Here is a 23,092-nt window from a genome sequence, read left to right as displayed (position 1 = left end):
CCCGGGCGCCAATGCTTTCAGGCACGCCGGCAAAGCCCACTACGATGGTTCCGCATTCTGGCCCATGCAGGGCATGCCCGCAACCGGGCAATCCCATCTGGACAAGGCTTCGAGGCCCACAAGACGGTAAAATAGCGTTTTCCGCCTACCGCCCGCCCCCTGCCATGACGCAATTCCGCATCTCTCCCAGCATTCTGTCGGCCGACTTCTCGCGGCTCGGCGAAGAAGTTCGCAATGTCGTCGCCGCCGGCGCCGACTGGATTCACTTCGACGTGATGGACAACCATTATGTGCCGAACCTGACCATCGGCCCGCTGGTGTGCGAAGCGCTGCGCCCGCACGTGGACGTGCCGATCGACGTGCATCTGATGGTGCGCCCCGTCGACCGGATCGTGCCCGACTTCGCCAAAGCCGGCGCCAACGTGATCAGCTTTCACCCTGAAGGCTCGGACCACATCGACCGCACGCTGTCGCTGATCCGCGACCACGGCTGCAAGGCCGGTCTCGTGTTCAATCCCGCCACCTCGCTCAGCTACCTCGATTACGTGATGGACAAGGTCGATCTGGTGCTGATCATGTCGGTGAATCCGGGTTTCGGCGGCCAGTCGTTCATCCCCGAGGCGCTCGTCAAGCTGCGCGAAGCCCGCAAGCGCATCGACGCGTACAACGAGAAGACCGGCCGCGAGATCCATCTGGAAGTGGACGGCGGCGTGAAGATCGACAACATCGCCGAAATCGCGGCAGCGGGCGCGGACACTTTCGTGGCCGGCTCGGCGATCTTCGGCCATCACGACTACAAGACGGTGATCGCCGAGATGCGCGCCGAACTGGCAAAAGTCGGGCAACAGGCATGACCACCAGCGCCGCGTCGCAATTTCCCGCGCCGGTGTTCACCGGACCGCGTATCCGCGCGGCGATCATCGACCTCGACGGCACGATGATCGATACCGCGGACGACTTCACCGCCGGCCTGAACGGCATGCTGGCCCAGCTCGACGCAGCGGAAACGTCGCGTGAGGAAGTGGTGGGCTATGTCGGCAAGGGTTCCGAGCACCTGATCCGCAGCGTGCTCGCGCCGCGCTTCGAGGCGGCCCACGCGCAGGACCGCTTCGACGAGGCGCTCGCGATCTATCAGGAAGAGTACGCCCGGATCAATGGCCGCCACACGCGTCTGTACCCGGACGTCGAGGCGGGGCTGATCGCCATGCGCGACGCCGGCCTCGAACTCGCGTGCGTCACGAACAAGCCGCACCGCTTCGCCGTGGAACTGCTGCAGCAATACGGGCTGATCGGCTATTTCAGCGTCGTGCTCGGCGGCGACAGCCTGGCGAAAAAGAAGCCCGATCCGCTGCCCATGCTGACCGCCTGCGCCCAGTTGCACGTCGCGCCCGAGGCCACAGTGGCGATCGGCGACTCGGAAAACGACGCGCTGGCCGGCCGCGCGGCGGGCATGGCAACGCTCACCGTCCCCTACGGCTACAACCATGGCCAGGCTATACAAACAATAAAATCGGATGGTATAGTTGCCTCGCTGCTGGACGCCGCCAAGGCGATCGCAGCGCACCAAGCAGTACACCCTACATCGACTTAACAAGTCCTTCATCCTCATGTTTCTGAACAAAAAACGGAGTCTGAGCAGCATCGACCGGGGAGCCTGGCCCTGGCGTCGCTGGTCGCGCTAACCTCTCCTGAGGTACGCTGAAGCTCGTCTTCGGCACCGTTTTTTGCTTCGCTGCGCTCACGCGCCTTTCCCATCAGCTTTCGTCGCATCGGTTCATGCGGCCGTCTGTACCCCGGGTACCGTGGCACGCCTGTAACCTGGATGCTTCGCGGGAAAGCTCGCGCCGGTTGGCCTAACCTTGTCCTTAGCACCACGAGACAAGACCAGGTTTCGCCCAGCCGGCCACGCCGACAGCGCATCGCCCCGCTTTGTCCGACGCACGCCGCGCCCGGACCTATGAAACAGGATCGGAACATGACCGAACTCGAATTCCAGTCCCTCGCGAACGAGGGCTACAACCGCATCCCGCTGATCGCCGAAGCGCTCGCCGACCTCGAAACGCCGCTCTCGCTGTACCTGAAGCTCGCGCAACCCGAGCGCAACGGCGCCAACTCGTTCCTGCTCGAATCGGTGGTGGGCGGCGAGCGGTTCGGCCGCTATTCGTTCATCGGCTTGCCGGCTCGCACCCTGCTGCGCACGCGCAATGGCGTGTCGGAAGTGGTGCGGGACGGCGCGGTCGTCGAAACGCACGAAGGCGATCCGCTCGAATTCATCCAGCAGTTCCAGGGCCGCTTCAAAGTGGCGCAACGGCCGGGACTGCCGCGTTTCGCAGGCGGTCTGGCCGGCTACTTCGGCTATGACGCGGTGCGCTACATCGAGAAAAAGCTCGCGCACACGGCGCCGCCGGACGATCTGAACCTGCCCGACATCCAGCTCCTGCTGACCGAAGAAGTCGCGGTGATCGACAACCTCGCGGGCAAGCTATATCTGGTGGTCTACGCGGATCCGACCACGCCCGAGGCTTATACCCGCGCCAAGCAGCGTCTGCGCGATCTGCGCCAGCGCCTGCGCACGACCGTGCAGCCGCCGGTGACGTCCGCCAGCGTGCGCACCGAGACCTACCGCGAATTCGCCAAAGACGACTATCTGGCCGCCGTGCGCAAGGCGAAGGAATACATCGCCGCCGGCGAGCTGATGCAGGTGCAAGTCGGCCAACGTCTGACGAAACCGTATCGCGACAATCCCCTCTCCCTGTACCGCGCGCTGCGTTCGCTGAACCCGTCGCCGTACATGTACTACTACAACTTCGGCGACTTCCACGTGGTCGGCGCGTCGCCGGAAATTCTGGTGCGTCAGGAAAAGCGCGGCGAAGATCGCATCGTCACCATCCGTCCGCTCGCCGGTACCCGTCCGCGCGGCAACACGCCGGAGCGCGACGCCGAACTCGCCACCGAACTGCTGAACGATCCGAAGGAAATCGCCGAACACGTCATGCTGATCGACCTCGCGCGCAACGACGTGGGCCGCATCGCGCAGATCGGCTCAGTGATCGTGACCGACAAGATGGTGATCGAAAAGTACTCGCACGTGCAGCACATCGTGAGTTCGGTCGAAGGCAAGCTGAAGCCCGGCACCACCAATTTCGACGTGCTGCGCGCCACCTTCCCGGCCGGCACGCTGTCCGGCGCGCCGAAGGTCCGCGCGATGGAACTGATCGACGAGCTCGAGCCGGTGAAGCGCGGCCTGTACGGCGGCGCGGTCGGCTACCTGTCGTTCACCGGTGAGATGGATCTGGCCATCACGATCCGCACCGGCGTGATCAGCAACGGTAATCTGTATGTGCAGGCGGCAGCGGGTGTCGTCGCGGATTCGGTGCCCGAATCCGAATGGCAAGAGACCGAGAACAAGGCACGCGCGGTGCTGCGCGCCGCCGAGCAGGTGCAAGACGGCCTCGATAGCGACTTCTGACCGGAGACAGACCATGCTGCTGATGATCGACAACTACGACTCATTCACCTACAACCTGGTCCAGTACTTCGGCGAACTCGGCGAAGACGTACGGACCTATCGCAACGACGAAATCACGCTGGACGAAATCGCGAAGCTCAACCCGGAGCGCATTTGCCTGTCGCCGGGACCGAGCAATCCGCAACACGCCGGCATCACGCTCGACGTGCTGCGCGAATTCTCCGGCAAGACGCCGATTCTCGGCGTGTGCCTCGGCCATCAGGCCATCGGCGAAGCATTCGGCGGCCGCGTGGTGCGCGCGCAGACCATCATGCACGGCAAGGTCAGCACGATCGAAACCGACTGCAAAGGCGTCTTCGCCGACCTGCCGAAGCACTTCGTCGTGACGCGCTATCACTCGCTCGCGATCGAACGCGAGTCGCTGCCCGATTGCCTCGAAGTGTCCGCATGGACCGACGACGGCGAGATCATGGGCGTGCGTCACAAGGAACTGGCCGTCGAAGGCGTGCAGTTCCACCCGGAATCCATTCTGTCGGAACACGGTCACGCACTGCTCGAGAACTTCGTGAAGCAGTCGAAGGCCGCGTCGGCCCAACGCAACGCTTGATCACCCGAGGCGACATCATGACGATTACCCCTCAGGAAGCGTTGCAGCGCACGATCGAGCACCGCGAGATTTTCCACGACGAAATGCTGCATCTGATGCGGCTCCTCATGCGCGGCGAACTGTCGCCGGTGATGGCAGCCGCCATCATTACGGGCCTGCGCGTCAAAAAAGAGACCATCGGCGAGATCACCGCGGCCGCCACGGTGATGCGTGAATTTGCCCGGCACGTGGAGGTGCAGGACAACTCGAACTTTGTCGATATCGTCGGTACCGGCGGCGACGGTGCGCACACCTTCAACATCTCCACGGCGACGATGTTCGTCACCGCCGCAGCCGGCGCCAAGGTCGCCAAGCACGGCGGGCGCAGCGTATCGAGCAAGTCGGGCAGCGCGGATGTGCTCGAAGCGCTAGGCGTCAATATCGATCTGCAGCCCGAACAGGTGGCGGCATCCATTGCTGAAACCGGCATGGGCTTCATGTTCGCGCCGAACCATCACCCGGCCATGAAGAACATCGCGCCGGTGCGCCGCGAACTCGGCGTACGGACCATCTTCAACATCCTCGGCCCGCTCACCAACCCGGCCGGCGCGCCCAACCAGTTGATGGGCGTGTTCCATGCGGACCTCGTCGGCATCCAGGTGCGCGTGATGCAGCGCCTCGGCGCCAAACACGTGCTGGTCGTCTACGGCATGGACGGCATGGACGAGGTCTCGCTCGGTGCGGCGACGCAGGTCGGCGAGTTGCGCGACGGCGAAGTGCACGAGTACGAGATTCACCCCGAGGATTTCGGCATGCAGATGGTGTCGAACCGCACGCTGAAAGTGGCGGACGCCGCCGAGTCCAAGCTGATGCTGCTCGAAGCGCTCGACAACAAGCCCGGCGTCGCGCGTGAAATCGTCACGCTCAACGCGGGCACGGCGCTCTATGCGGCGAACGTGGCGGCGTCGATTGCCGACGGCATCGAACTGGCCCGCGAAGCGATAGCAAGCGGCAAGGCTCGTTCGAAAGTCGACGATCTGGTTCGCTTCACCCAGCAATTCAAGCACTAAATTCCGTATCGAGAGACCTATGAGCGACATTCTGGAACGCATCATCGACGTCAAGCGCCAAGAGGTCCGTGCGGCCGAACTGAGCGCACCGTTCGAAGCACTGCGCCTCGAAGCCTCGGCGCGCGACAAGCGCGACTTCGTCGGCGCGTTGCGCGCCAAACATGCCGCCGGTCACGCCGCGGTGATCGCCGAAGTGAAGAAAGCGAGCCCGTCCAAAGGCGTGCTGCGCGAGCATTTCGTGCCGGCTGACATCGCCCGTTCGTACGCGAAACATGGCGCGGCCTGCCTGTCCGTCCTCACCGACGTGCAGTTTTTCCAGGGCAGCACCGCCTATCTGGAAGAGGCGCGCGCCGCCTGCGACCTGCCGGTGCTGCGCAAAGACTTCATCATCGATCCGTATCAGATCGTCGAAGCGCGCGCGATGGGCGCCGATGCGATCCTGCTGATCGCCGCCGCACTCGAAACCGCGCAAATGCAGGACCTCGAAGCGTTTGCACATTCGCTGGGGCTCGCAGTGCTCGTGGAAGTGCACGACAAGGACGAGCTGATGGAAGCGCTGACGCTGAAGACTCCGCTGATCGGCATCAACAACCGCAACCTGCGCACGTTCGAGACGTCGATTGAAACCACGATCGGCATGCTCGAATCGATCCCCGACGATCGCATCGTCGTCACCGAGTCGGGCATCCTGTCGCGCATGGACGTGGACCGCTTACGCGAGATGGACGTGCACACGTTCCTCGTCGGCGAAGCGTTCATGCGCGCCGACGAGCCGGGTTCGGAACTTGCGCGGATGTTTTTCTGATCTGACCTGCCTGGAAACCACCGCCATGGGCATCGAACGTGAAATCAAGCTGGCACTGCCTGCTGAGCAGTTGAGCGCGGCGACGCGCTGGTTCGTCGCGCGCACCGGCGCCGCAGGGCATCCGGTCGCGCTGGCGAACATCTACTTCGACACGCCGGTTTTGACGCTGGCACGCTCGAAAAGCGCGCTGCGCCTGCGCCACACGCCGGACGGCTGGCTGCAGACCTTCAAGACTGCAGGCGAGGCAAGCGCCGGCATGCATAGCCGGCACGAGTGGGAAATGCCGATCGCGGGCGAAGCGCTGGAAATCGAGACCCTGCTGCAGGCCTGCGACGAACCCACAGTCGCGGCGGCGCTGCGCGGGGCCGCGCCGGATCTGATCGAGTTGTTCCGCACCAACTTCACCCGGACGCTGTGGCAAGTGACCAGCCATGACACGACGATCGAAGCCGCGATCGATCAGGGCGAAGTGATCGCCAAGGTCAACGGTGAGACGCGGCGCGCGCCGATTCTCGAAGTCGAGCTGGAGTTGAAGAGCGGTGACGAGGCGGCGTTGCATGCGTTGGCCGATGAGCTCCGCGCACACGTGCCCGGTCTTGCCCCGGACAATATCAGCAAGGCTCAGCGCGGGTATCGACTGCGCGAACAACAGTAGGCACCGCCTCCACGCTTGCGGACGACGGCTGGCGCGCTGTTGGTTTGCCATGGGTGCCATCGCGACCACAACCGCGCATCCCCATGTGCGTCTTGAGCTACGCCCCGTTTGCTGCGACACTTGCGCGTCATGACCTCTGCCTCCCGCACCCGTTCTCCGTCGTCGCAAACCTCGCTGTTTGGCGACGAACCGTCTAATCCGGTTGCTGCACCGCAAACGCCGTTACCGCCCTCCGCGCAATCGGCTCCGCCGCTCTTGCTCGAAGCCCAGTTCGACGCATTGCCCCCCGCATGGCGCGCGCATCTGCGACCGTTCACGGACAGCGACGCTTACGCGCCGCTGTGCCGTTTCGTCGATGGCGAGCGTGTCGCCGGCAAGACGGTCTATCCTGCCGACGTGTTCCGCGCTCTACGACTCACCAGCCCGGACGAAGTCAAAGTAGTGATCCTCGGCCAGGACCCGTACCACGGCGAGGACCGCGGCACACCGCAGGCTCACGGGCTGGCGTTTTCCGTGCCGCCGGCCGTGCGGCCGCCACCGTCGCTGCGCAACATCTTCAAGGAGATCGCCGCGAGTCTGGGCCACGAGCCGCCGCGTCACGGCTGCCTCGATGCCTGGGCGAAACAGGGCGTGCTGCTGCTGAACACCGTGCTGACGGTCGAACGCGACGCAGCGGCCAGCCACGCGAAACGCGGCTGGGAGAAATGCACCGACACGCTGATCCACGAACTGGCAACGCGCCACGATGGACTGGTGTTCATGCTGTGGGGTGCGCACGCGCAGGCCAAGCGGGCGCTGCTCGGCGGCAAATCGCATTACGTGCTGGAGGCGCCGCATCCCTCACCGCTCTCGGCACACCGCGGCTTTCTCGGCTGCGGGCACTTTGCGCTTGCCAATGCGTATCTCAGCGAGCACCACCGTCAGCCGATCGATTGGCGCTTGCCCGACGAAGCGCAGATGCTCGCTTAAGCACGCCCGCGCGCACCGGACGCGGCAACGCCGCGCGACCCAAACCGGCAACGACGAAACAGCCGCAGAAACAAAAACGCCACGGAAGCCCATGACTTCCGTGGCGTTTCTTTATGCCCCGCAGCGCGCGCCGCTTACTAAAAGCAGCCGCATCGCCACGGTCAACGGTCAACAGCCCAGATCCGCGACGCGGACCTCGACCGTTCCGCCATGCTTACGCAGCAGCAATCGCTTCGCGTGCTCCAGCCAGCGCGGCGGAAGCGGCGTCCGGGCCCATGTTCAGGCCTTCAGCGTAGATGAAGTTCACGTCCGTCATGCCGAGGAAACCGAGGAAGCTCTTCAGGTAAGGCGTCTGGCTGTCGTTCGGCGTGCCGAGGTACTTGCCGCCGCGTGCCGATACCACGAACACCTTCTTGCCCTTCACGAGGCCTTCCGGACCGTTCGCCGTGTACTGGAACGTAATGCCGGCGCGTGCGATGAAGTCGAAGTACGTCTTCAGTTGCGACGAGATACCGAAGTTGTACATCGGTGCGCCGATCACGACGACGTCGGCGGCTTGCAGTTCGGCGATCAGCGCTTCGCTACGTGCAGCGATGGCGGCTTGTTCCGGCGTGCGCTGGTCAGCGGGCGTGAAGAACGCGCCAAGGACGGCGTCGTCCAGATGCGGCAGCGGTTCGGCTTGCAGGTTGCGGACGACGACTTTCGCGCCCGGATTCGATTGTTGCAGCTTTTCCGTCAGTTCGTTGACGAGCAGCGTCGAGTTCGCGCCTTGCGAGCGGGCTGCCGAGTTGATTTGCAGGATCGTGGTCATGGTTGACTCCAGTTGGGGCGCGCAGTGTTGCGCGAGTGGAGCCATTGTGTTTTTTTACTGGTCCGCGAAAAAGCCATTCCGCAGCGACGGATTGTTGCAGGGGTAGAACAATCCGCCGCCGAATTCCGGGATTTAAGCAGGCCCCAACCGGATTTCGCCGCGCTCAGCCCGCCAGCCAGCGCTCGCGCCAGTTGCGCGCCGCCGTGCGCTTGTCGGTGACGGCAAGCGTGTAGCGCGACACCTCAGGCCCGTCCAGCTTGACTTGCGCGGTGCGCAGCTCGTCGCGGCGGAACGCGTGAACCTCCACTTTCGCGCCCGGCAGGTAGCGCGAGAGCAGCGCGTCAAGATTCGCGCCAGTGACGCGCAGGCCGTCGATCGCCACCAGCACGTCGCCCGCCGACAGGCCGGCTTTCTGCGCCGCGCTGCCGTCATGCACGGCGGCCAGCGTGCAATCCGCCCCGCCCCGCAGGCGTGCGCCCAGCGACGGCCTGGCGTTCCTGTCCGCCTCCGGTGCGAGTGAAATGCCGAACGGTTCGAGCAACGTGTCGAGCGGCAGGTCGCGCGTGCTGCGCACCGCCTGCTCGAACAGCGCACCCAGCTCGGCGCCGGTTGCCTCGGCGAACAGCGCCTCGACTTCGTTCTCGGTCACGCCGACGGGCTTGCCGCGATAGAAATCACGACCGAAGCGCTGCCACAAGAGGCGCATCACGTCGTCGAGCGACTTGCGGTTGCCGGTCTGGGCACGAATCGACAGATCGAACGCCAGCGCGACCAGCGAGCCCTTGGTGTAGTAGCTGACGACGGCGTTCGGCGCGTTCTCGTCCTGCCGGTAGTATTTGATCCAGGAATCGAACGAGCTTTCGGCGACGGTCTGCTTCAGGCGGCCGCTGCCGCGCAGCACCCCGCCCACTACCTTGCCGAGCAGCGAGAAATACTCTTCGGGCTTGATGAGGCCGCTGCGCACGAGGATCAGATCGTCGTAGTAGGACGTGAACCCCTCGAACAGCCACAGCAGCGAGGTGTAGTTCTCGCGCGTCAGGTCGTACGGCGCGAAGGCGGCCGGCTTGATGCGCTTGACGTTCCAGGTGTGGAAGTACTCGTGGCTGCACAGGCCGAGGTAGGTCCGGTAACCCTCGGTGGTCTGCGGGCGGCCTTCCACCGGCAAATCGGTGCGATTGCAGATCAGCGCGGTCGAAGCCCGGTGTTCGAGACCGCCGTAGCCGTCGCTCACGGCCTGGGTCATGAACACATAGCGCTCCACCGGCGCTTTCTTCGACTTCGGTTCGAACAGCGCGATCTGGGCTTCGCAGATGCGCTTCAGGTCCGCGGCGAGGCGCGCCATGTCGAGCGCCACGACGCGGCCGGCAATCACGATGTCGTGCGGCACGCCGTGCGCCTTGAAGGTGGTGAGCGCGAACTCGCCGAGCGTGACCGGGTGGTCCACCAGTTCGTCGTAGTTCTGCGCGCTGTACTCGCCGAAGCCATAGCGCCTGGTACCGCGCGCCTCCGGCAGCGCCGTCGCGACGCGCCAGCTCCGGTAAGCCGGACCGGCGGGCTTCTGGATATCCACGAGACACGGGGCATCTTCGTGGCCGACCGCCGCAAGGAACACGCTGGTGCCGTTGAAAAAGCCGGTCGTATCGTCCAGATGCGCCGCCCGCACCGACAGGTCCCAGGCGTAGACCTCGTAGCGCAGCGTCAGCGCGCCGCTGACCGGCGCCGCCTGCCACGTGTGCTTGTCGGTCTTTTCGACGCGCACCTTGCGGCCAGCCTCGTTGAAGGCGCGCAGCGTCACGATGTTGCGGGCGAACTCGCGCACCATGTAGCTGCCGGGGATCCACACCGGCAGCATGAAACGCTGACCGGACGGATCGGGATCGGTGACCGTGACGGTGACTTCGAAGAGGTGGGCGGCGGGTTGCTTCGGAACGATGCTGTAGCGGATCGGCTTCATCTGCGAGGGTGGTTAGAAGAATGAGGGGGCCTGAAACGGCAGGAGGCGCAAAGTGCGCCTCCTGTCTGACGATGCGCGATGCTCAATGCACCGCGGCGAGTTCCTTGTCCAGCCGGTCGGCCGGCACCGCGCCCGGCAGGCGGCGGCCGTCGGCGAGGAATACGGTAGGCGTGCCGTCCACGTTCATGGCGTGGCCGAGGGCGAGATTCTTGTCGATGGCGGCGGTGTCGCACGTGCCGGCGGCGGTCGGCGCCTGACGGTCCTGCATCCACGCTTCCCAGGCCTTGGCGCGGTCGGTGGAACACCAGATCGACTTCGATTTCACCGCCGAATCCGGCGACAGCACCGGATACAGGAAGGTGTACACCGTGATGTTGTCGACCGACTTGAGGGTGGTTTCGAGCTGCTTGCAATACGGGCAGTTCGGGTCCGAGAACACGGCGATCTTGCGGCTGCCGTTGCCCTTCACGACTTTCACCGCGTTCGCAAACGGCAGGCTGGCGAAGTCGATCCGGTTGGTTTCGGACAGACGCGCCTCGGTCAGGTTCTTGCGGGTTTTCGCGTCGACGATATCGCCCAGTACCAGATAGTCGCCGTTGGCGTCGCTATACACGATCTGCGTGCCGAGGTTGACCTCGTACAAGCCGGCGATCGGCGACTTCGCGATGCTCTTGATGGTTGCGTCGTCACCGAGGCGCGCCTGCAAGGTGGTCTTGAGCTTGTCGGTAACCTGGTCGGCCTGCGCGGAGCAACCGAGCGTCGCAATGGCCACGGTCAATGCAAGCGCGGCGATACGGAAGTGCTTTTTCATACTGAATTCCCTGGTTCATTCGAACACGCGTCACGCGTCTTCGATCTGTACGTCTCGGACAGGCGTGCGGCCCATCCGTTCATCATACTCGCGCGCCGCCGGCCTAATGTGGCGGACCGAACAGGCTACAACCCCTACCCCAGCGCCGCCGAAACCAGCCAGCGCTTGAGCAGCGGCTGCGCCCCCACGAAAGCCATACCGGTGTTACGCAGCACGCGAGCCACCGGGCCGGGCACCGAAAAGAGCTTTTGCAGGCCGTCGGTAGCGACCATCAGCGCGCGGATGTCCTCACGGCGCGCCCGTTCGTAACGGCGCAGCAATACGGTGTCGCCGAGATCCCGGAACGCTTCCTTGCCGGCGACCGTGTCGGCCAGCGCCGCGACGTCGCGCAGTCCAAGGTTCATGCCCTGGCCGGCGAGCGGATGAATCAGATGCGCCGCGTCGCCCACCAGCGCGACGCGCGGCGCCACGAGCCGGTCGACGGTTTGCAGCGCAAGCGGAAAGCCCTTCGCGGGCGTCACGCAGTCGAGCGCACCGACCTGGCCGCCGGTCACGCGCTCCACTTCCGCAGCCAGTTGCGCCGGATCGAGCGCGAGCAGTTCGTCCGCATGCTCGGTGCGCGCCGACCAGACAAGCGAAACGTGTCCGTCAGGCAGCGGCAGCAAGGCAACGATCTCGCCGTCCTTGAACCATTGGTACGCCGTCTCGCCGTGCGGCTTTTCAGCTTTGAAATTGGCGACCACGCCGGTCTGCTTGTAGTCGCGCCGGATGACCTTGGAGCCGATCTGCGCCCGCACCCACGAATGGGCGCCATCCGCGCCGACCACCAGATCCGCTTCCAGCACCTTGCCGTTGGCAAGGCCGATGGTCGCGCCGTCAGGCTTGACGTCGAGCCCTTGGGCACGCGTGTCGATCCATTCCAGATTGGGTTGGAAGCGCAGCGCGGCATCAAGTGCGCGCTCGATCAGCGACGACTCCGCAATCCACGCCAACTGCGGCACGGATGCCTGGAACGCCGAGAAATGAAGCTCGGCGTGGGCGTCGCCATAGACGCGCATGTCGTAGACGGGGCCGAGGCGCGAGGTGTCGAGCGCCTGCCAGACCCGCAAGCGTTCCAACAGGGCCTGCGAACTGGCGGACAGGGCGTAGACCCGCGCGTCGAAAGCCGCGCCGGCCGGCAGCGGCGCGCAGGGCTGCGCGAGGAGCGCCACGCGCAAGCCGCCTTGCGTCAACGCAAGCGCCGCAGTCTTGCCGACGAGCCCGCCGCCGATCACGGCGACGTCAAAGGTCTGAAGGTGTGCAGTCATGCACGCATTATAGCCGTGGGGGGTGGCGGGGCCGGATCGGGAAATGCGGCATTTGGGCCGGCTGGGGGCTCATGCCGGCGCCCGTCTTCCACGCTCCGCCGGTGGGCGGGCCGCCTGAAAGAGTTACAATTGCGGCTTCCGTGACAAAACCCGCACAGAATCGTTGAGCCAACGCCCCGATTTGCTGCGCTGTCTCGTCCCGTTGCGCTGCGCGGCAGCGTCTTGATGACTGCCCCCGGCACCCTCACCTGACGACCCGACACACGACGCAACCCACTGATTTCTAGAGAAACTCCATGAGCCTCAAATGCGGCATCGTCGGCCTGCCTAACGTCGGCAAGTCCACCCTGTTCAACGCGCTGACCAAGGCGGGCATTGCCGCCGAGAACTATCCGTTCTGCACCATCGAACCGAACGTCGGCATCGTCGAAGTGCCGGACGCGCGCCTGAAGGCGCTCGCGGACATCGTCAAGCCCGAGCGCATCCTGCCGGCCGTGGTGGAATTCGTCGATATCGCCGGCCTCGTGGCCGGCGCCAGCAAGGGCGAAGGCCTCGGTAACCAGTTTCTCGCCAACATCCGCGAAACCGACGCCATCACGCACGTGGTGCGCTGCTTCGAAGACGACAACGTGATTCACGTCGCCGGCAAGGTCGATCCGCTGTCGGACATCGAAGTCATCAACACCGAACTGGCGCTCGCCGACCTGGCCACGGTCGAAAAGTCGCTCACGCGTTACTCGAAGGCCGCCAAGTCGGGCAACGACAAGGAAGCCATCAAGCTCGCCGCCGTGCTGGAAAAGGTCCGTGCGCAGCTCGACCAGGCGAAGCCGGTGCGTGCGCTCGACCTGTCCGATGAAGAGAAGGTGCTGCTGAAGCCGTTCTGTCTGATCACCGCCAAGCCGACCATGTACGTCGCCAACGTGAAGGAAAGCGGCTTCGAGAACAACCCCCATCTGGATGCGGTGCGCAAGTTCGCGGACGCCGAGAAGGCGCCGGTCGTCGCGGTGTGCGCGGCTATCGAAGCGGAAATCGCCGATCTGGACGACGAAGACAAGCAGGTGTTCCTCGCCGACCTCGGCATGGAAGAGCCGGGCCTGAACCGCGTGATCCGCGCGGGCTTCAAGCTGCTCGGCCTGCAGACGTACTTCACGGCAGGGGTGAAGGAAGTGCGCGCGTGGACGATCCATATTGGCGACACGGCACCGCAGGCTGCGGGCGCGATTCACACCGACTTCGAGCGCGGCTTCATCCGTGCGCAAACCATTGCGTTCAATGACTTCGTGACCTACAAGGGCGAACAGGGTGCGAAGGAAGCCGGCAAGATGCGCGCGGAAGGTAAGGAGTACGTCGTGCACGACGGGGACGTGATGAATTTCCTGTTCAACGTTTAACGGCCAGCCCGGGCTGATTCGTCACGCCATGGCGTAGAAAACCCCGTAGTGCCTTGCGCACTTACGGGGTTTTTCTTTGAAGGCGCACGCTAGCAAGCGAATAGTGCGCGTCATCGGTACTCCTTGAGTGTCAGTCGGTGGCACACCGCAACGGCAACCTGATCCCCGCCCGAATCGCCGTCATCTTCGCCGGCGAATCCGCCAGCACCGCGTCCATCCCGAGACACGCCGCCGCGCGATAGTCGTCCGCGTTGTTCACCGCAATCGCGACGAGATGCACATCCGGCCGCTGCCGGAAGCACGCCACAGTCGCGGGCGTCCAAAGCGTCGCGTTCACCTCCGAGCGCCCCTCGCCCAGCGTGAATGCCTCCACCACTGTCACTGTTCGATGCAACTCGAACGCGGCCCTTGCATGTTCAGCCGGCGCGTCGACACAGCCCTCGTTGAGCAGCACACGCACCAGACGGGTGCGCGTGGCGTCGCGCGATTCGAACAACTGCGCCTGCGGATAAGCCGCAAAGCTGCGCTGATACTCGGCCTCAGTCGAATAAAGCCTCACGCGCGACCACGCGTTTTCCTCGCTCAACACTCGCGCGACCGCCTGCGCCTGTGGCTCGGCGGGCAGCGCCTTCATATCGAGGATGACCGGCATCGTCACCGGAATGGCGCGCAACGCTTCACGCAATGTAGGAATGCCAACTGGCCGGTCGCGATACGGATAGACCTGGACCCCGTCGGCGCCAGTCTGACTGAAACTCCACCCGGCGTTGACGTGGGCAAGCTCCGCCGCGGTATGGGCGGACACCGGTCCGCTGGCATTTGTCAGCGCCGACAGATCCGCCGGCCGGTACAGCACCGGCACGCCATCCTTAGTTAGTTGTACGCTCAACCACATCGCGTCGGCGTGATGCCCGAGCGCAAGGCGAATCGCCTCCAGCGTGTTCTCGGGCGCATCGCCCGTGCCGGCGCGATGGGCGACGATCTCCGGCAATGAGGTCACCACTGCGCCTCTGGACGCGGCAGACGGCGCTGCGCAACCGCTCAGCAATGCGGAACAGAAAGCAAAAACTAACCCAACGCAAATTGAACGTGGCATCTGGACTCCTGACTAGAACGGGTGGGACTCGGACATCCATCTTAAGGTTCACCCATCTCAAAACAAGACGGCACCCGCATCCGCACAGCTTCGGCGGCGTCCTCCACCGGCTCGCTTCTGTTTCAAATTGGCCAGTGTTACATTGCGGCTTCCAGCGCCGCTGCAGCCGGCCGCGGCCAATCCGGCGCGACCGTCCTGCACGAAACGTCAGGCACGGTGCGAAGAGAACAAAACACTACTTCTGGCTGTCATCGAGCCCAACTAGAATCGCGCAACCCTAGGCTAAGTGCCTTCCGACCAAGGAGACCATAGATGAGTTGCAAACCCCTGTTCCGTACGCTCGCCGTGGCGGCAGTTTTCGCCGTCGGCGCCAATCAGGCCGCCCAGGCCGCGACGGAAATCCAGTTCTGGCACGCCATGGAAGCCGCCCTCGGCGAGCGCCTGAACGTCATTGCCAATGATTTCAACGCCTCGCAGAGCGACTACAAGATCGTGCCGGTCTTCAAAGGCTCGTACGACCAGACGCTCGCGGCCGGCATTGCCGCCTATCGCAGCGGCAACGCGCCGGCAATCCTGCAGGTGTACGAAGTGGGCACCGCCACGATGATCCAGGCCAAGAAGGCGGTCATTCCGGTGTCTGAGGTATTCAAGCAGGCCGGCGTGCCGCTCGACGAAAAGGCCTTCGTGCCGACCATCGCGAGCTACTACAGCGACTCCAAAACGGACGCGCTGATCTCCATGCCGTTCAACAGCTCGACGCCGGTCCTGTACTACAACAAGGACGCGTTCAAGAAGGCCGGGCTCGATCCGAACCAGCCGCCGCGCACGTGGGACGAACTGCGCAAGGATGCGCAGAAGCTGAAGGCGTCGGGCATGTCGTGCGGCTATTCGTCGGGCTGGCAGAGCTGGATCCAGCTCGAGAACTACAGTGCCTGGCATGGCCTGCCGTTCGCGACGGAGAACAACGGTTTCGACGGCGCCGACGCCCAACTCGAATTCAACAAGCCGCAGCAGATCGCGCACATCCAGTTCCTGCAGGACATGGCGAAGGAAGGCACGTTCAGCTATGTCGGCCGCAAGGACGAACCGGTGTCGAAGTTCTATAGCGGCGACTGCGGCATCATCACGAACTCGTCGGGTTCGCTTGCCAACATCAAGAAGTACGCCAAGTTCGACTTCGGCACCGGCATGATGCCCTACGACGCCAGCGTGAAAGGCGCGCCGCAGAACGCCATCATCGGTGGCGCGAGCCTGTGGGTGCTGTCCGGTAAAGATCCGGAAGTCTACAAGGGCGTAGCGAAATTCCTCGCCTACCTGGCCACGCCGCAAGTGGCGGCCAAATGGCATCAGGACACCGGCTATCTGCCCATCACCACCGCAGCCTATCAGTTGACGCAGCAGCAGGGCTTCTACGCGAAGAATCCGGGCAGCGACACCGCCATCAAGCAGATGCTCAACAAACCGCCGCTGCCGTTCACCAAGGGTCTGCGTCTGGGCAACATGCCGCAGATCCGCACGATCATCGACGAGGAACTCGAGCAGGTCTGGGCGGAGAAGAAGACGCCTAAGGAAGCCCTCGACTCCGCGGTCTCGCGCGGTGACGAATTGCTGCGGCGTTTCGAGAAAGCCGGTAGTTAAGCATATCGGGCGGCCCAACCTGGCGCGACGCGCCAGGTCCCCAAGGGGACGCGACGTTCTGGGGGCCGCCCGCCGCTTTTTTAAGAGAGATGTCCTAATGGAAAAGCGCTCCCGCTTCGGCACAGGCGTGCTGCCGTATCTGCTGGTCGGCCCGCAACTCGCGATCACGTTCGTGTTCTTTCTGTGGCCGGCCGGCGTGGCGCTGTGGCAGTCCACGCAAAGCCAGGACGCGTTCGGTACGTCGAGCGAATTCGTCGGCCTCGCCAACTTCAAGCAAATCTTCGCCGATCCGCTGTATCTGGCGTCGTTCGAGACCACGCTGATCTTTAGCGCGCTCGTCACCGTCAGCGGACTCGTGATTTCGCTGCTGCTCGCCGTCTGCGCCGACCGCGTGACGCGCGGCGCCAAGGCCTATCAAACGCTGCTGATCTGGCCGTATGCGGTCGCGCCCGCGATTGCGGCCGTGCTGTGGTCGTTCCTTTTCAATCCGAGCATCGGGCTCGTGACCTACGCGCTCGCCAAATGCGGCATCGTCTGGAATCACGCGCTCAACCCGGGCCAGGCCATGTTCCTCGTCGTGCTCGCGTCCGTCTGGAAACAGGTCAGCTACAACTTCCTGTTTTTCTACGCCGGCTTGCAGGCAATTCCGCGCTCGCTGATCGAGGCGGCCGCCATCGACGGCGCCGGGCCGGTGCGGCGCTTCTTCGGCATTGCCTTGCCGCTGCTGTCGCCGACGAGCTTCTTCCTGCTCGTCATCAATCTGGTCTACGCGTTCTTCGACACCTTTCCGATTATCGATGCGGCCACCGGCGGCGGCCCCGGCCAGGCGACGCGCACGCTGATCTACCGGATCTTCGCCGAGGGCTTCCAGGGCCTCGACATCGGCAGTTCGGGCGCGCAATCGGTCGTGCTCATGCTGATCGTCGTTGGGCTGACGGTGGTGCAATTCCGTTTCGTCGAGCGGAGGGTTCAATACTCATGATCGAAAATCGCCGCGGTTTCGACCTGTTCTGCCACGCCGTGCTGATTCTCGGCGTCGTGCTGGTGGTGTTTCCGGTGTACGTCGCGTTCTGCGCGGCCACCATGAGCGAGCACGAAGTCTTCACCGTGCCGCTGTCGCTGGTGCCGAGCACCCATCTGTTCGAAAACATCGCGAACGTGTGGGCCCACGGCAGCGGCAATGCCGCAGCGCCGTTCGGCAGCATGTTGCTGAATAGCCTCGTGATGGCGCTGGTGATTTCCATCGGCAAGATCGCCATTTCAATGATCTCCGCCTACGCGATCGTGTTCTTCCGCTTCCCGTTCAGGAACCTCGCGTTCTGGCTGATCTTCGTCACGCTGATGCTGCCTGTCGAAGTGCGTATCTTCCCGACCGTGCAGGTCGTGTCGTCGATGCATCTGTCCAACACGTACGCCGGCCTCACGCTGCCGCTGATTGCGTCGGCCACCGCCACGTTCCTGTTCCGGCAGTTCTTCATGACGCTGCCCGATGAGCTGATGGAGGCTGCGCGCATCGACGGCGCCGGCGCGCTGCGGTTCTTCTGGGACATCGTATTGCCGCTGTCGAAGACCAATATTGCCGCGCTCTTCGTGATCACCTTCATCTACGGCTGGAACCAGTATCTGTGGCCGATCCTGATCACCAGCCAGCAATCGCTGACCACCGCCGTGGTGGGCATCAAGAGCATGATCGCGTCGGGCGACACGGCCACCGAATGGCATCTCGTGATGACCGCGACGCTGCTCGCCATGCTGCCGCCGCTCGCCGTCGTACTGACGATGCAGCGCTGGTTCGTGCGCGGTCTCGTGGACTCCGAAAAGTAACCCGGCCAGACAACCGGCCGATGAACTGAACAACCTCGCGACGACACGCGGCCTTCAGGCCAGGCGTGAGCGCAGAAGCAAACAAAGGTGGATGGAATGGCTGCATTGACGCTAAAGGGCGTAAAGAAAAGCTACGACAGCAAACAGTTCGTACTGCACGGCATCGACGTGGACGTTGCCGACGGCGAATTCGTCGTGATGGTCGGCCCGTCGGGCTGCGGCAAGTCGACCTTGCTGCGGATGGTGGCAGGACTCGAGAGCATCTCCGAAGGCACGATCTCGATCAACGACACGGTGGTCAACCGCCTCGAGCCGAAAGACCGCAACATCGCGATGGTGTTCCAGAACTACGCGCTGTATCCGCACATGAGCGTCGCGGAAAACATGGGCTACGCGCTGAAGATCAGCGGCGTGGACCGTGCCGCGATCGACCGGCGCGTGCAGGCCGCCGCGCAGATTCTCGAACTCGAAGCGCTGCTCCAGCGCAAGCCGCGCGAGCTGTCCGGCGGGCAACGGCAACGGGTGGCGATGGGCCGCGCGATTGTGCGCGAACCGGCCGTGTTTCTGTTCGACGAACCGCTGTCGAACCTCGACGCCCGGCTGCGCGTGCAGATGCGCCTCGAAATCCAGCGCCTTCATGCGCGTCTGGCGACGACGAGCCTCTACGTCACCCACGACCAGATCGAAGCGATGACGCTGGCGCAGCGCGTCATCGTGATGAACCGCGGCCACGCCGAGCAGATCGGCGCGCCCACCGAGGTCTACGAGCGGCCGGCTACGGTGTTCGTCGCCAGCTTTATCGGCTCGCCCGGGATGAACCTGCTGGAAGGCCGCGTCTCCGATGACGGCGCCGCGTTCGAAGTCGCCGGCAACGGCCCGAAGCTGCCGCTCGCGGGCGTGGCGTGCGTCGGTCGCGAAGTGGCGGCCGGGCGCGAGTGGGTCCTCGGCATCCGGCCGGAACATATGTCGCCGGGGCAACCCGAGGCCGCCCATGCGACCCTTACGGTCGATTCGTGCGAACTGCTCGGCGCGGACAACCTGGTTCACGGGCGCTGGGGCAAGCACGATGTAACGGTGCGGCTGCCGCACACGCACCGTCCCGGCAACGGCGAAGCGTTGCAGGTGGCCTTGCCTGCGGCGCATCTGCATTTCTTCGACCCGGCTAGCGGCAAGCGGGCCAACTGAGCGGGTCAAGCCAGAACGGATCTCTCCCGCACCATGACAGGCATCGCCTCGAACCGCCGCCTTCGTTCCGCTACCGCAGTGGTCGCGAGTCTCGCCGCGACCTTCCTGTTCGGGCTCACACCCGCCTTCGCTTACGTCGGGGCCGCCTCGGCGCCCGACGAAGCGAACCTCAGCAATCACAACACGTATACGAACCGCGACGGCCAGACGGTGCATTCGCCTGCCCGCTCGCTGTCCGGCCAGGCGCCCAAAGGCGCTACCGCGCGCTGCCGCGACGGTACGTACAGTTTCAGCCGCCACCACAGCGGCACCTGCTCACGGCACGGTGGCGTGGCCGGGTGGCTTTGAGCCTCACGCTTCCCGCGCAATCAAGCCTGCGGCGACGCCACGTGCCTATGCCATTCGGCTGAGTGACTCCCGCGCCGCGCCCCGAAGTACAATGACACCTCTTCCGCCATGCGCGGCGTCGCGTCGAGCGCTTAAGCCACTTCGGCCTCACGCCCGCGCCGGCCGGAAACCGGCAACACCGAATTCCCATCCACCCCACGACCGCCCGCCCCCAGCGCGGCCGGCGGCGTCAACACCCTATTGCAAGCAAAATGGCCCAATACGTCTTCACCATGAACCGGGTCGGCAAGATCGTGCCGCCCAAGCGTCAGATTCTCAAAGACATCTCCCTGTCGTTCTTCCCCGGCGCGAAGATCGGCCTGCTCGGCCTGAACGGCTCGGGCAAGTCCACGCTGATCCGCATCATGGCGGGCGTCGACAAGGACATCGAAGGCGAAGCCACGCCAATGCCGAACCTGAACATCGGCTACCTGCCGCAGGAACCGCAACTCGACCCGAACAAGACGGTGCGTGAAGCAGTCGAAGAAGGCTTGGGCGAAGTGTTCGGCGCGCAGAAAAAGCTCGACGAGATCTACGCCGCCTACGCCGAGCCGGACGCGGATTTCGACGCGCTTGCCGCCGAGCAGGCCAAGTACGAAGCGATCCTCGCCACCGCCGACGGCAGCGCGGAACAGCAGATTGAAATCGCCGCCGACGCCCTGCGCCTGCCGGCATGGGACGCGAAGATCGAGCACCTGTCGGGCGGCGAAAAGCGCCGCGTGGCGCTGTGCAAGCTGCTGCTCGAAAAGCCGGACATGCTGCTGCTCGACGAACCGACCAACCACCTGGACGCCGAATCGGTCGACTGGCTCGAGCAGTTCCTGACGCGCTTCCCGGGCACCGTCGTCGCCGTCACCCACGATCGCTACTTCCTCGACAACGCCGCCGAGTGGATTCTCGAACTCGACCGCGGCCACGGCATTCCGTGGAAGGGCAACTACAGCAGCTGGCTCGACCAGAAGGAAGAGCGCCTGAAGCAGGAAGAGGCGTCGGAATCGGCACGCCAGAAGGCGATCAAGAAGGAACTGGAGTGGGTACGCCAGAACCCGAAGGGCCGCCAGGCCAAGTCGAAGGCGCGTATCGCCCGCTTCGAGGAGCTGAACAGCCAGGACTACCAGAAGCGTAACGAAACCTCGGAAATCTTCATCCCGGTCGGCGACCGCCTCGGCAATGAAGTGATCGAGTTCAAGAACGTTTCGAAGGCGTATGGCGACCGTCTGCTGCTCGACAACGTCAGCTTCAAGATTCCGGCGGGCGCGATCGTCGGCATCATCGGGCCGAACGGCGCGGGTAAGTCCACGCTGTTCCGCATGCTGACCGGCAAGGAACAGCCGGACTCGGGCGAAATCGTGCAAGGACCGACGGTCAAGCTCGCCTACGTGGACCAGAGCCGCGACGCGCTCGACGGTTCGAAGACCGTGTTCGAAGAAATTTCGGGCGGCGCCGACGTGCTGACCGTGGGCCGCTACGAGACGCCGTCGCGGGCGTACATTGGCCGCTTCAACTTCAAGGGCGGCGACCAGCAGAAGATCGTCTCGAACCTCTCGGGCGGTGAACGCGGCCGTCTGCATCTGGCCAAGACGCTGATCGCCGGCGGCAACGTCCTGCTGCTCGACGAACCGTCGAACGACCTCGACGTCGAAACGCTGCGCGCGCTCGAAGACGCCCTGCTCGAATTCGCCGGCTCGGTGATGGTGATCTCGCACGATCGCTGGTTCCTCGACCGTATCGCCACGCACATCCTCGCGTTCGAAGGCGACTCGCAAGTGACGTTCTTCGACGGCAACTACCAGGAATACGAAGCGGACAAGCGCAACCGCCTCGGCGAAGAAGCCGCCCGGCCGAAGCGTCTGCGCTACAAGCCGATCGCGCGTTAAGCGCGTTTACCGGACGGGCCGCGCCGCCTGTGACGCGGCGCGCCCGGCCGCCGCTTGCGCGGCACGGCGTTTGCTCAGCTACCAACGGCCAGCCGCGCTTCGCGCGGCCACGAGGAGGCAAGCATGGCGATGTCGACGGGAAGACGTGTGGTCATTGCCGTCGCCGGCATTGTGCTGGTGCTGATCGTCGTCGCCCTCGGCGGTCTCTACTTCGCGCAATACGAAGCCAAGCAACGCGTGATCGCCGCACTCGGGCCGCTCGGCAGCGCGGAAAGCATCGACGTCGGCCTGACCTCCGTGCGCCTCACGCACGTTCGCCTCAAAGGACCGCCCGGCTGGCCCGCCACCGACGCGCTGCGCGCCGACCAGATCACGATTACCCCCGATGTGCGCGAACTGCTGCAGAAGCGCGTGCATATCCGTTCGGTGGTGGTGAGCGGGTTCGATCTTTCGGTGGTGCGCGAGGCGGACGGCACGCTCAATCTGCTCCCCAATCTGCGGGAATCGCTGAACCGACCGGATGCCGGTGCGAGCGCCGGCGCTAGCGAACCGACGCTGCCGCGAGAGAAGCGCGTCGATCACATTGCTTTTGAGCAAGGCACCTTCGAGTTCTACGATTACACGGTGCGCAAGCCGGCATATAAGGTGGCTGTCACGCAGGCCAGTGCAACCGTCGACAACCTGCATCTGCCCGCGCTCAGCGACCCGACCACCGTCGCCGTCAATGGCGCCATCGTCGGTCCGTCGCATACCGGCACGGTGTCGTTCGGCGGCTGGATCAAGATCGCCAGCAAGGATTCGCAGACCACCAGTACGCTGCACGGCGTCGACGTGGTGATGCTCGACCCGTACCTCCTGAAGAAGGCCGGCGCCAAAGCCCAGGTCACGGGCGGGACGGTCGATATGACGGTCGAATCGACGGTGAGCAACTATCACCTGCATGCGCCGGGCACGCTGACGCTGCATCAACTGCAACTGGCCGATAGCGGCAATCCGCTCGACACGTTCCTGTCGATTCCGACCAAAGCCGCCGTCGCGGCACTGAAGAGCCGCAACGGCGACATCACCGTGCACTTCGTGCTGGACGGCAATCTGCGCGATCCGAAATTCTCGGTGAACGAAAACCTGCTGAACAAACTCGGCACCGGCTTCGCGCAAGTGATGGGCGTAAGCGTCGAAGGCGTCGCCAAGGGCGCCGGCGAAACCGTCAAGGGCTTGGGCAACGCGCTAAAAAACCTGCTCGGGCAGTAGCGGCAT

Annotated in this window: 21 protein-coding genes; 16 read left to right on the top strand and 5 right to left on the bottom strand. The window is 64.3% G+C overall.

Annotated features, from left to right (window positions below; genetic code table 11):
- Nucleotides 1-164: 164 nt before the first annotated feature.
- The 8 genes from rpe to BUS12_RS33420 all read left to right on the top strand — a co-directional run bounded on the left by rpe (nucleotide 165) and on the right by BUS12_RS33420 (nucleotide 7,554).
- Entirely contained in the window at nucleotides 165-854 is a 690-nt protein-coding gene (gene rpe / locus BUS12_RS33455; RefSeq protein ID WP_074301533.1) for a ribulose-phosphate 3-epimerase, read from the top strand.
- Nucleotides 851-1,591, top strand: a complete 741-nt coding sequence (locus tag BUS12_RS33450) for a phosphoglycolate phosphatase (protein WP_074301532.1) — start codon at nucleotides 851-853, stop codon at nucleotides 1,589-1,591. Before rpe ends, BUS12_RS33450 begins: the two co-directional genes overlap by 4 nt.
- Before the next feature lie 384 nt (nucleotides 1,592-1,975).
- Nucleotides 1,976-3,469, top strand: a complete 1,494-nt coding sequence (trpE, locus tag BUS12_RS33445) for an anthranilate synthase component I (protein ID WP_074301531.1) — start codon at nucleotides 1,976-1,978, stop codon at nucleotides 3,467-3,469.
- Nucleotides 3,470-3,482: 13 nt separating this feature from the next.
- Nucleotides 3,483-4,076: an aminodeoxychorismate/anthranilate synthase component II gene (locus BUS12_RS33440; RefSeq protein ID WP_074301530.1), complete on the top strand. Its 594-nt coding sequence runs from the start codon at nucleotides 3,483-3,485 to the stop codon at nucleotides 4,074-4,076.
- A gap of 17 nt (nucleotides 4,077-4,093) precedes the next feature.
- Nucleotides 4,094-5,125 carry an anthranilate phosphoribosyltransferase gene (gene trpD, locus BUS12_RS33435; protein WP_074301529.1) on the top strand — a complete coding sequence of 344 codons (1,032 nt, stop codon included), beginning with the start codon at nucleotides 4,094-4,096 and terminating at the stop codon, nucleotides 5,123-5,125.
- 19 nt (nucleotides 5,126-5,144) lie between these two features.
- On the top strand, nucleotides 5,145-5,930 hold the full coding sequence (trpC, locus tag BUS12_RS33430; protein ID WP_074301528.1) for an indole-3-glycerol phosphate synthase TrpC: 786 nt from the start codon (nucleotides 5,145-5,147) through the stop codon (nucleotides 5,928-5,930).
- A 25-nt stretch (nucleotides 5,931-5,955) separates the two neighbouring features.
- On the top strand, nucleotides 5,956-6,585 hold the full coding sequence (locus tag BUS12_RS33425) for a CYTH domain-containing protein (RefSeq protein WP_074301527.1): 630 nt from the start codon (nucleotides 5,956-5,958) through the stop codon (nucleotides 6,583-6,585).
- Between the two features lie 129 nt (nucleotides 6,586-6,714).
- On the top strand, nucleotides 6,715-7,554 hold the full coding sequence (locus tag BUS12_RS33420; protein ID WP_074301526.1) for a uracil-DNA glycosylase: 840 nt from the start codon (nucleotides 6,715-6,717) through the stop codon (nucleotides 7,552-7,554).
- A 214-nt stretch (nucleotides 7,555-7,768) separates the two neighbouring features.
- Here the strand turns inward: BUS12_RS33420 and BUS12_RS33415 are convergent, their stop codons facing one another.
- The 4 genes from BUS12_RS33415 to BUS12_RS33400 form a co-directional block, all read right to left on the bottom strand.
- The gene (locus tag BUS12_RS33415) at nucleotides 7,769-8,365 is read right to left on the bottom strand and encodes an FMN-dependent NADH-azoreductase (RefSeq protein WP_074301525.1); all 597 of its coding nucleotides are present in this window, start codon (nucleotides 8,363-8,365) and stop codon (nucleotides 7,769-7,771) included.
- A 163-nt stretch (nucleotides 8,366-8,528) separates the two neighbouring features.
- The gene (locus tag BUS12_RS33410) at nucleotides 8,529-10,319 is read right to left on the bottom strand and encodes a M61 family metallopeptidase (protein WP_074301524.1); all 1,791 of its coding nucleotides are present in this window, start codon (nucleotides 10,317-10,319) and stop codon (nucleotides 8,529-8,531) included.
- An 82-nt stretch (nucleotides 10,320-10,401) separates the two neighbouring features.
- Complete coding sequence (locus BUS12_RS33405) at nucleotides 10,402-11,130, bottom strand: DsbC family protein (protein WP_074301523.1); 729 nt, start codon at nucleotides 11,128-11,130, stop codon at nucleotides 10,402-10,404.
- Nucleotides 11,131-11,264: 134 nt separating this feature from the next.
- Nucleotides 11,265-12,437 carry a UbiH/UbiF family hydroxylase gene (locus BUS12_RS33400; RefSeq protein ID WP_074301522.1) on the bottom strand — a complete coding sequence of 391 codons (1,173 nt, stop codon included), beginning with the start codon at nucleotides 12,435-12,437 and terminating at the stop codon, nucleotides 11,265-11,267.
- 296 nt (nucleotides 12,438-12,733) lie between these two features.
- On the opposite strand from BUS12_RS33400, the gene ychF reads away from it, so the two are divergent.
- The gene (gene ychF / locus BUS12_RS33395) at nucleotides 12,734-13,828 is read left to right on the top strand and encodes a redox-regulated ATPase YchF (protein WP_074301521.1); all 1,095 of its coding nucleotides are present in this window, start codon (nucleotides 12,734-12,736) and stop codon (nucleotides 13,826-13,828) included.
- Nucleotides 13,829-13,958: 130 nt separating this feature from the next.
- Here the strand turns inward: ychF and BUS12_RS33390 are convergent, their stop codons facing one another.
- On the bottom strand, nucleotides 13,959-14,924 hold the full coding sequence (locus BUS12_RS33390) for a glycerophosphodiester phosphodiesterase family protein (RefSeq protein WP_074301520.1): 966 nt from the start codon (nucleotides 14,922-14,924) through the stop codon (nucleotides 13,959-13,961).
- A 312-nt stretch (nucleotides 14,925-15,236) separates the two neighbouring features.
- On the opposite strand from BUS12_RS33390, the gene ugpB reads away from it, so the two are divergent.
- The 7 genes from ugpB (at nucleotide 15,237) to BUS12_RS33355 (ending at nucleotide 23,086) form a co-directional block, all read left to right on the top strand.
- Nucleotides 15,237-16,562 (top strand): sn-glycerol-3-phosphate ABC transporter substrate-binding protein UgpB, encoded by a 1,326-nt coding sequence (ugpB, locus tag BUS12_RS33385; protein WP_074301519.1) that lies wholly within the window; start codon nucleotides 15,237-15,239, stop codon nucleotides 16,560-16,562.
- Nucleotides 16,563-16,659: 97 nt separating this feature from the next.
- Complete coding sequence (ugpA, locus tag BUS12_RS33380; protein ID WP_074301518.1) at nucleotides 16,660-17,544, top strand: sn-glycerol-3-phosphate ABC transporter permease UgpA; 885 nt, start codon at nucleotides 16,660-16,662, stop codon at nucleotides 17,542-17,544.
- The gene (ugpE, locus tag BUS12_RS33375) at nucleotides 17,541-18,386 is read left to right on the top strand and encodes a sn-glycerol-3-phosphate ABC transporter permease UgpE (RefSeq protein ID WP_074301517.1); all 846 of its coding nucleotides are present in this window, start codon (nucleotides 17,541-17,543) and stop codon (nucleotides 18,384-18,386) included. The genes ugpA and ugpE overlap by 4 nt, the downstream gene beginning before the upstream one ends.
- Before the next feature lie 96 nt (nucleotides 18,387-18,482).
- Nucleotides 18,483-19,571, top strand: a complete 1,089-nt coding sequence (locus BUS12_RS33370; protein ID WP_074301516.1) for a sn-glycerol-3-phosphate import ATP-binding protein UgpC — start codon at nucleotides 18,483-18,485, stop codon at nucleotides 19,569-19,571.
- 33 nt (nucleotides 19,572-19,604) lie between these two features.
- Nucleotides 19,605-19,919 (top strand): DUF3761 domain-containing protein, encoded by a 315-nt coding sequence (locus BUS12_RS33365; protein ID WP_074301515.1) that lies wholly within the window; start codon nucleotides 19,605-19,607, stop codon nucleotides 19,917-19,919.
- A gap of 251 nt (nucleotides 19,920-20,170) precedes the next feature.
- Nucleotides 20,171-21,835 carry an energy-dependent translational throttle protein EttA gene (gene ettA, locus BUS12_RS33360; RefSeq protein ID WP_074301514.1) on the top strand — a complete coding sequence of 555 codons (1,665 nt, stop codon included), beginning with the start codon at nucleotides 20,171-20,173 and terminating at the stop codon, nucleotides 21,833-21,835.
- Between the two features lie 123 nt (nucleotides 21,836-21,958).
- Nucleotides 21,959-23,086: a DUF748 domain-containing protein gene (locus BUS12_RS33355; RefSeq protein WP_074301513.1), complete on the top strand. Its 1,128-nt coding sequence runs from the start codon at nucleotides 21,959-21,961 to the stop codon at nucleotides 23,084-23,086.
- Nucleotides 23,087-23,092: the final 6 nt, after the last annotated feature.

It is taken from the genome of Paraburkholderia phenazinium, from assembly GCF_900142845.1.
Classification (GTDB): domain Bacteria; phylum Pseudomonadota; class Gammaproteobacteria; order Burkholderiales; family Burkholderiaceae; genus Paraburkholderia; species Paraburkholderia phenazinium_A.
This window is presented reverse-complemented; position numbering and strand designations above follow the sequence as displayed.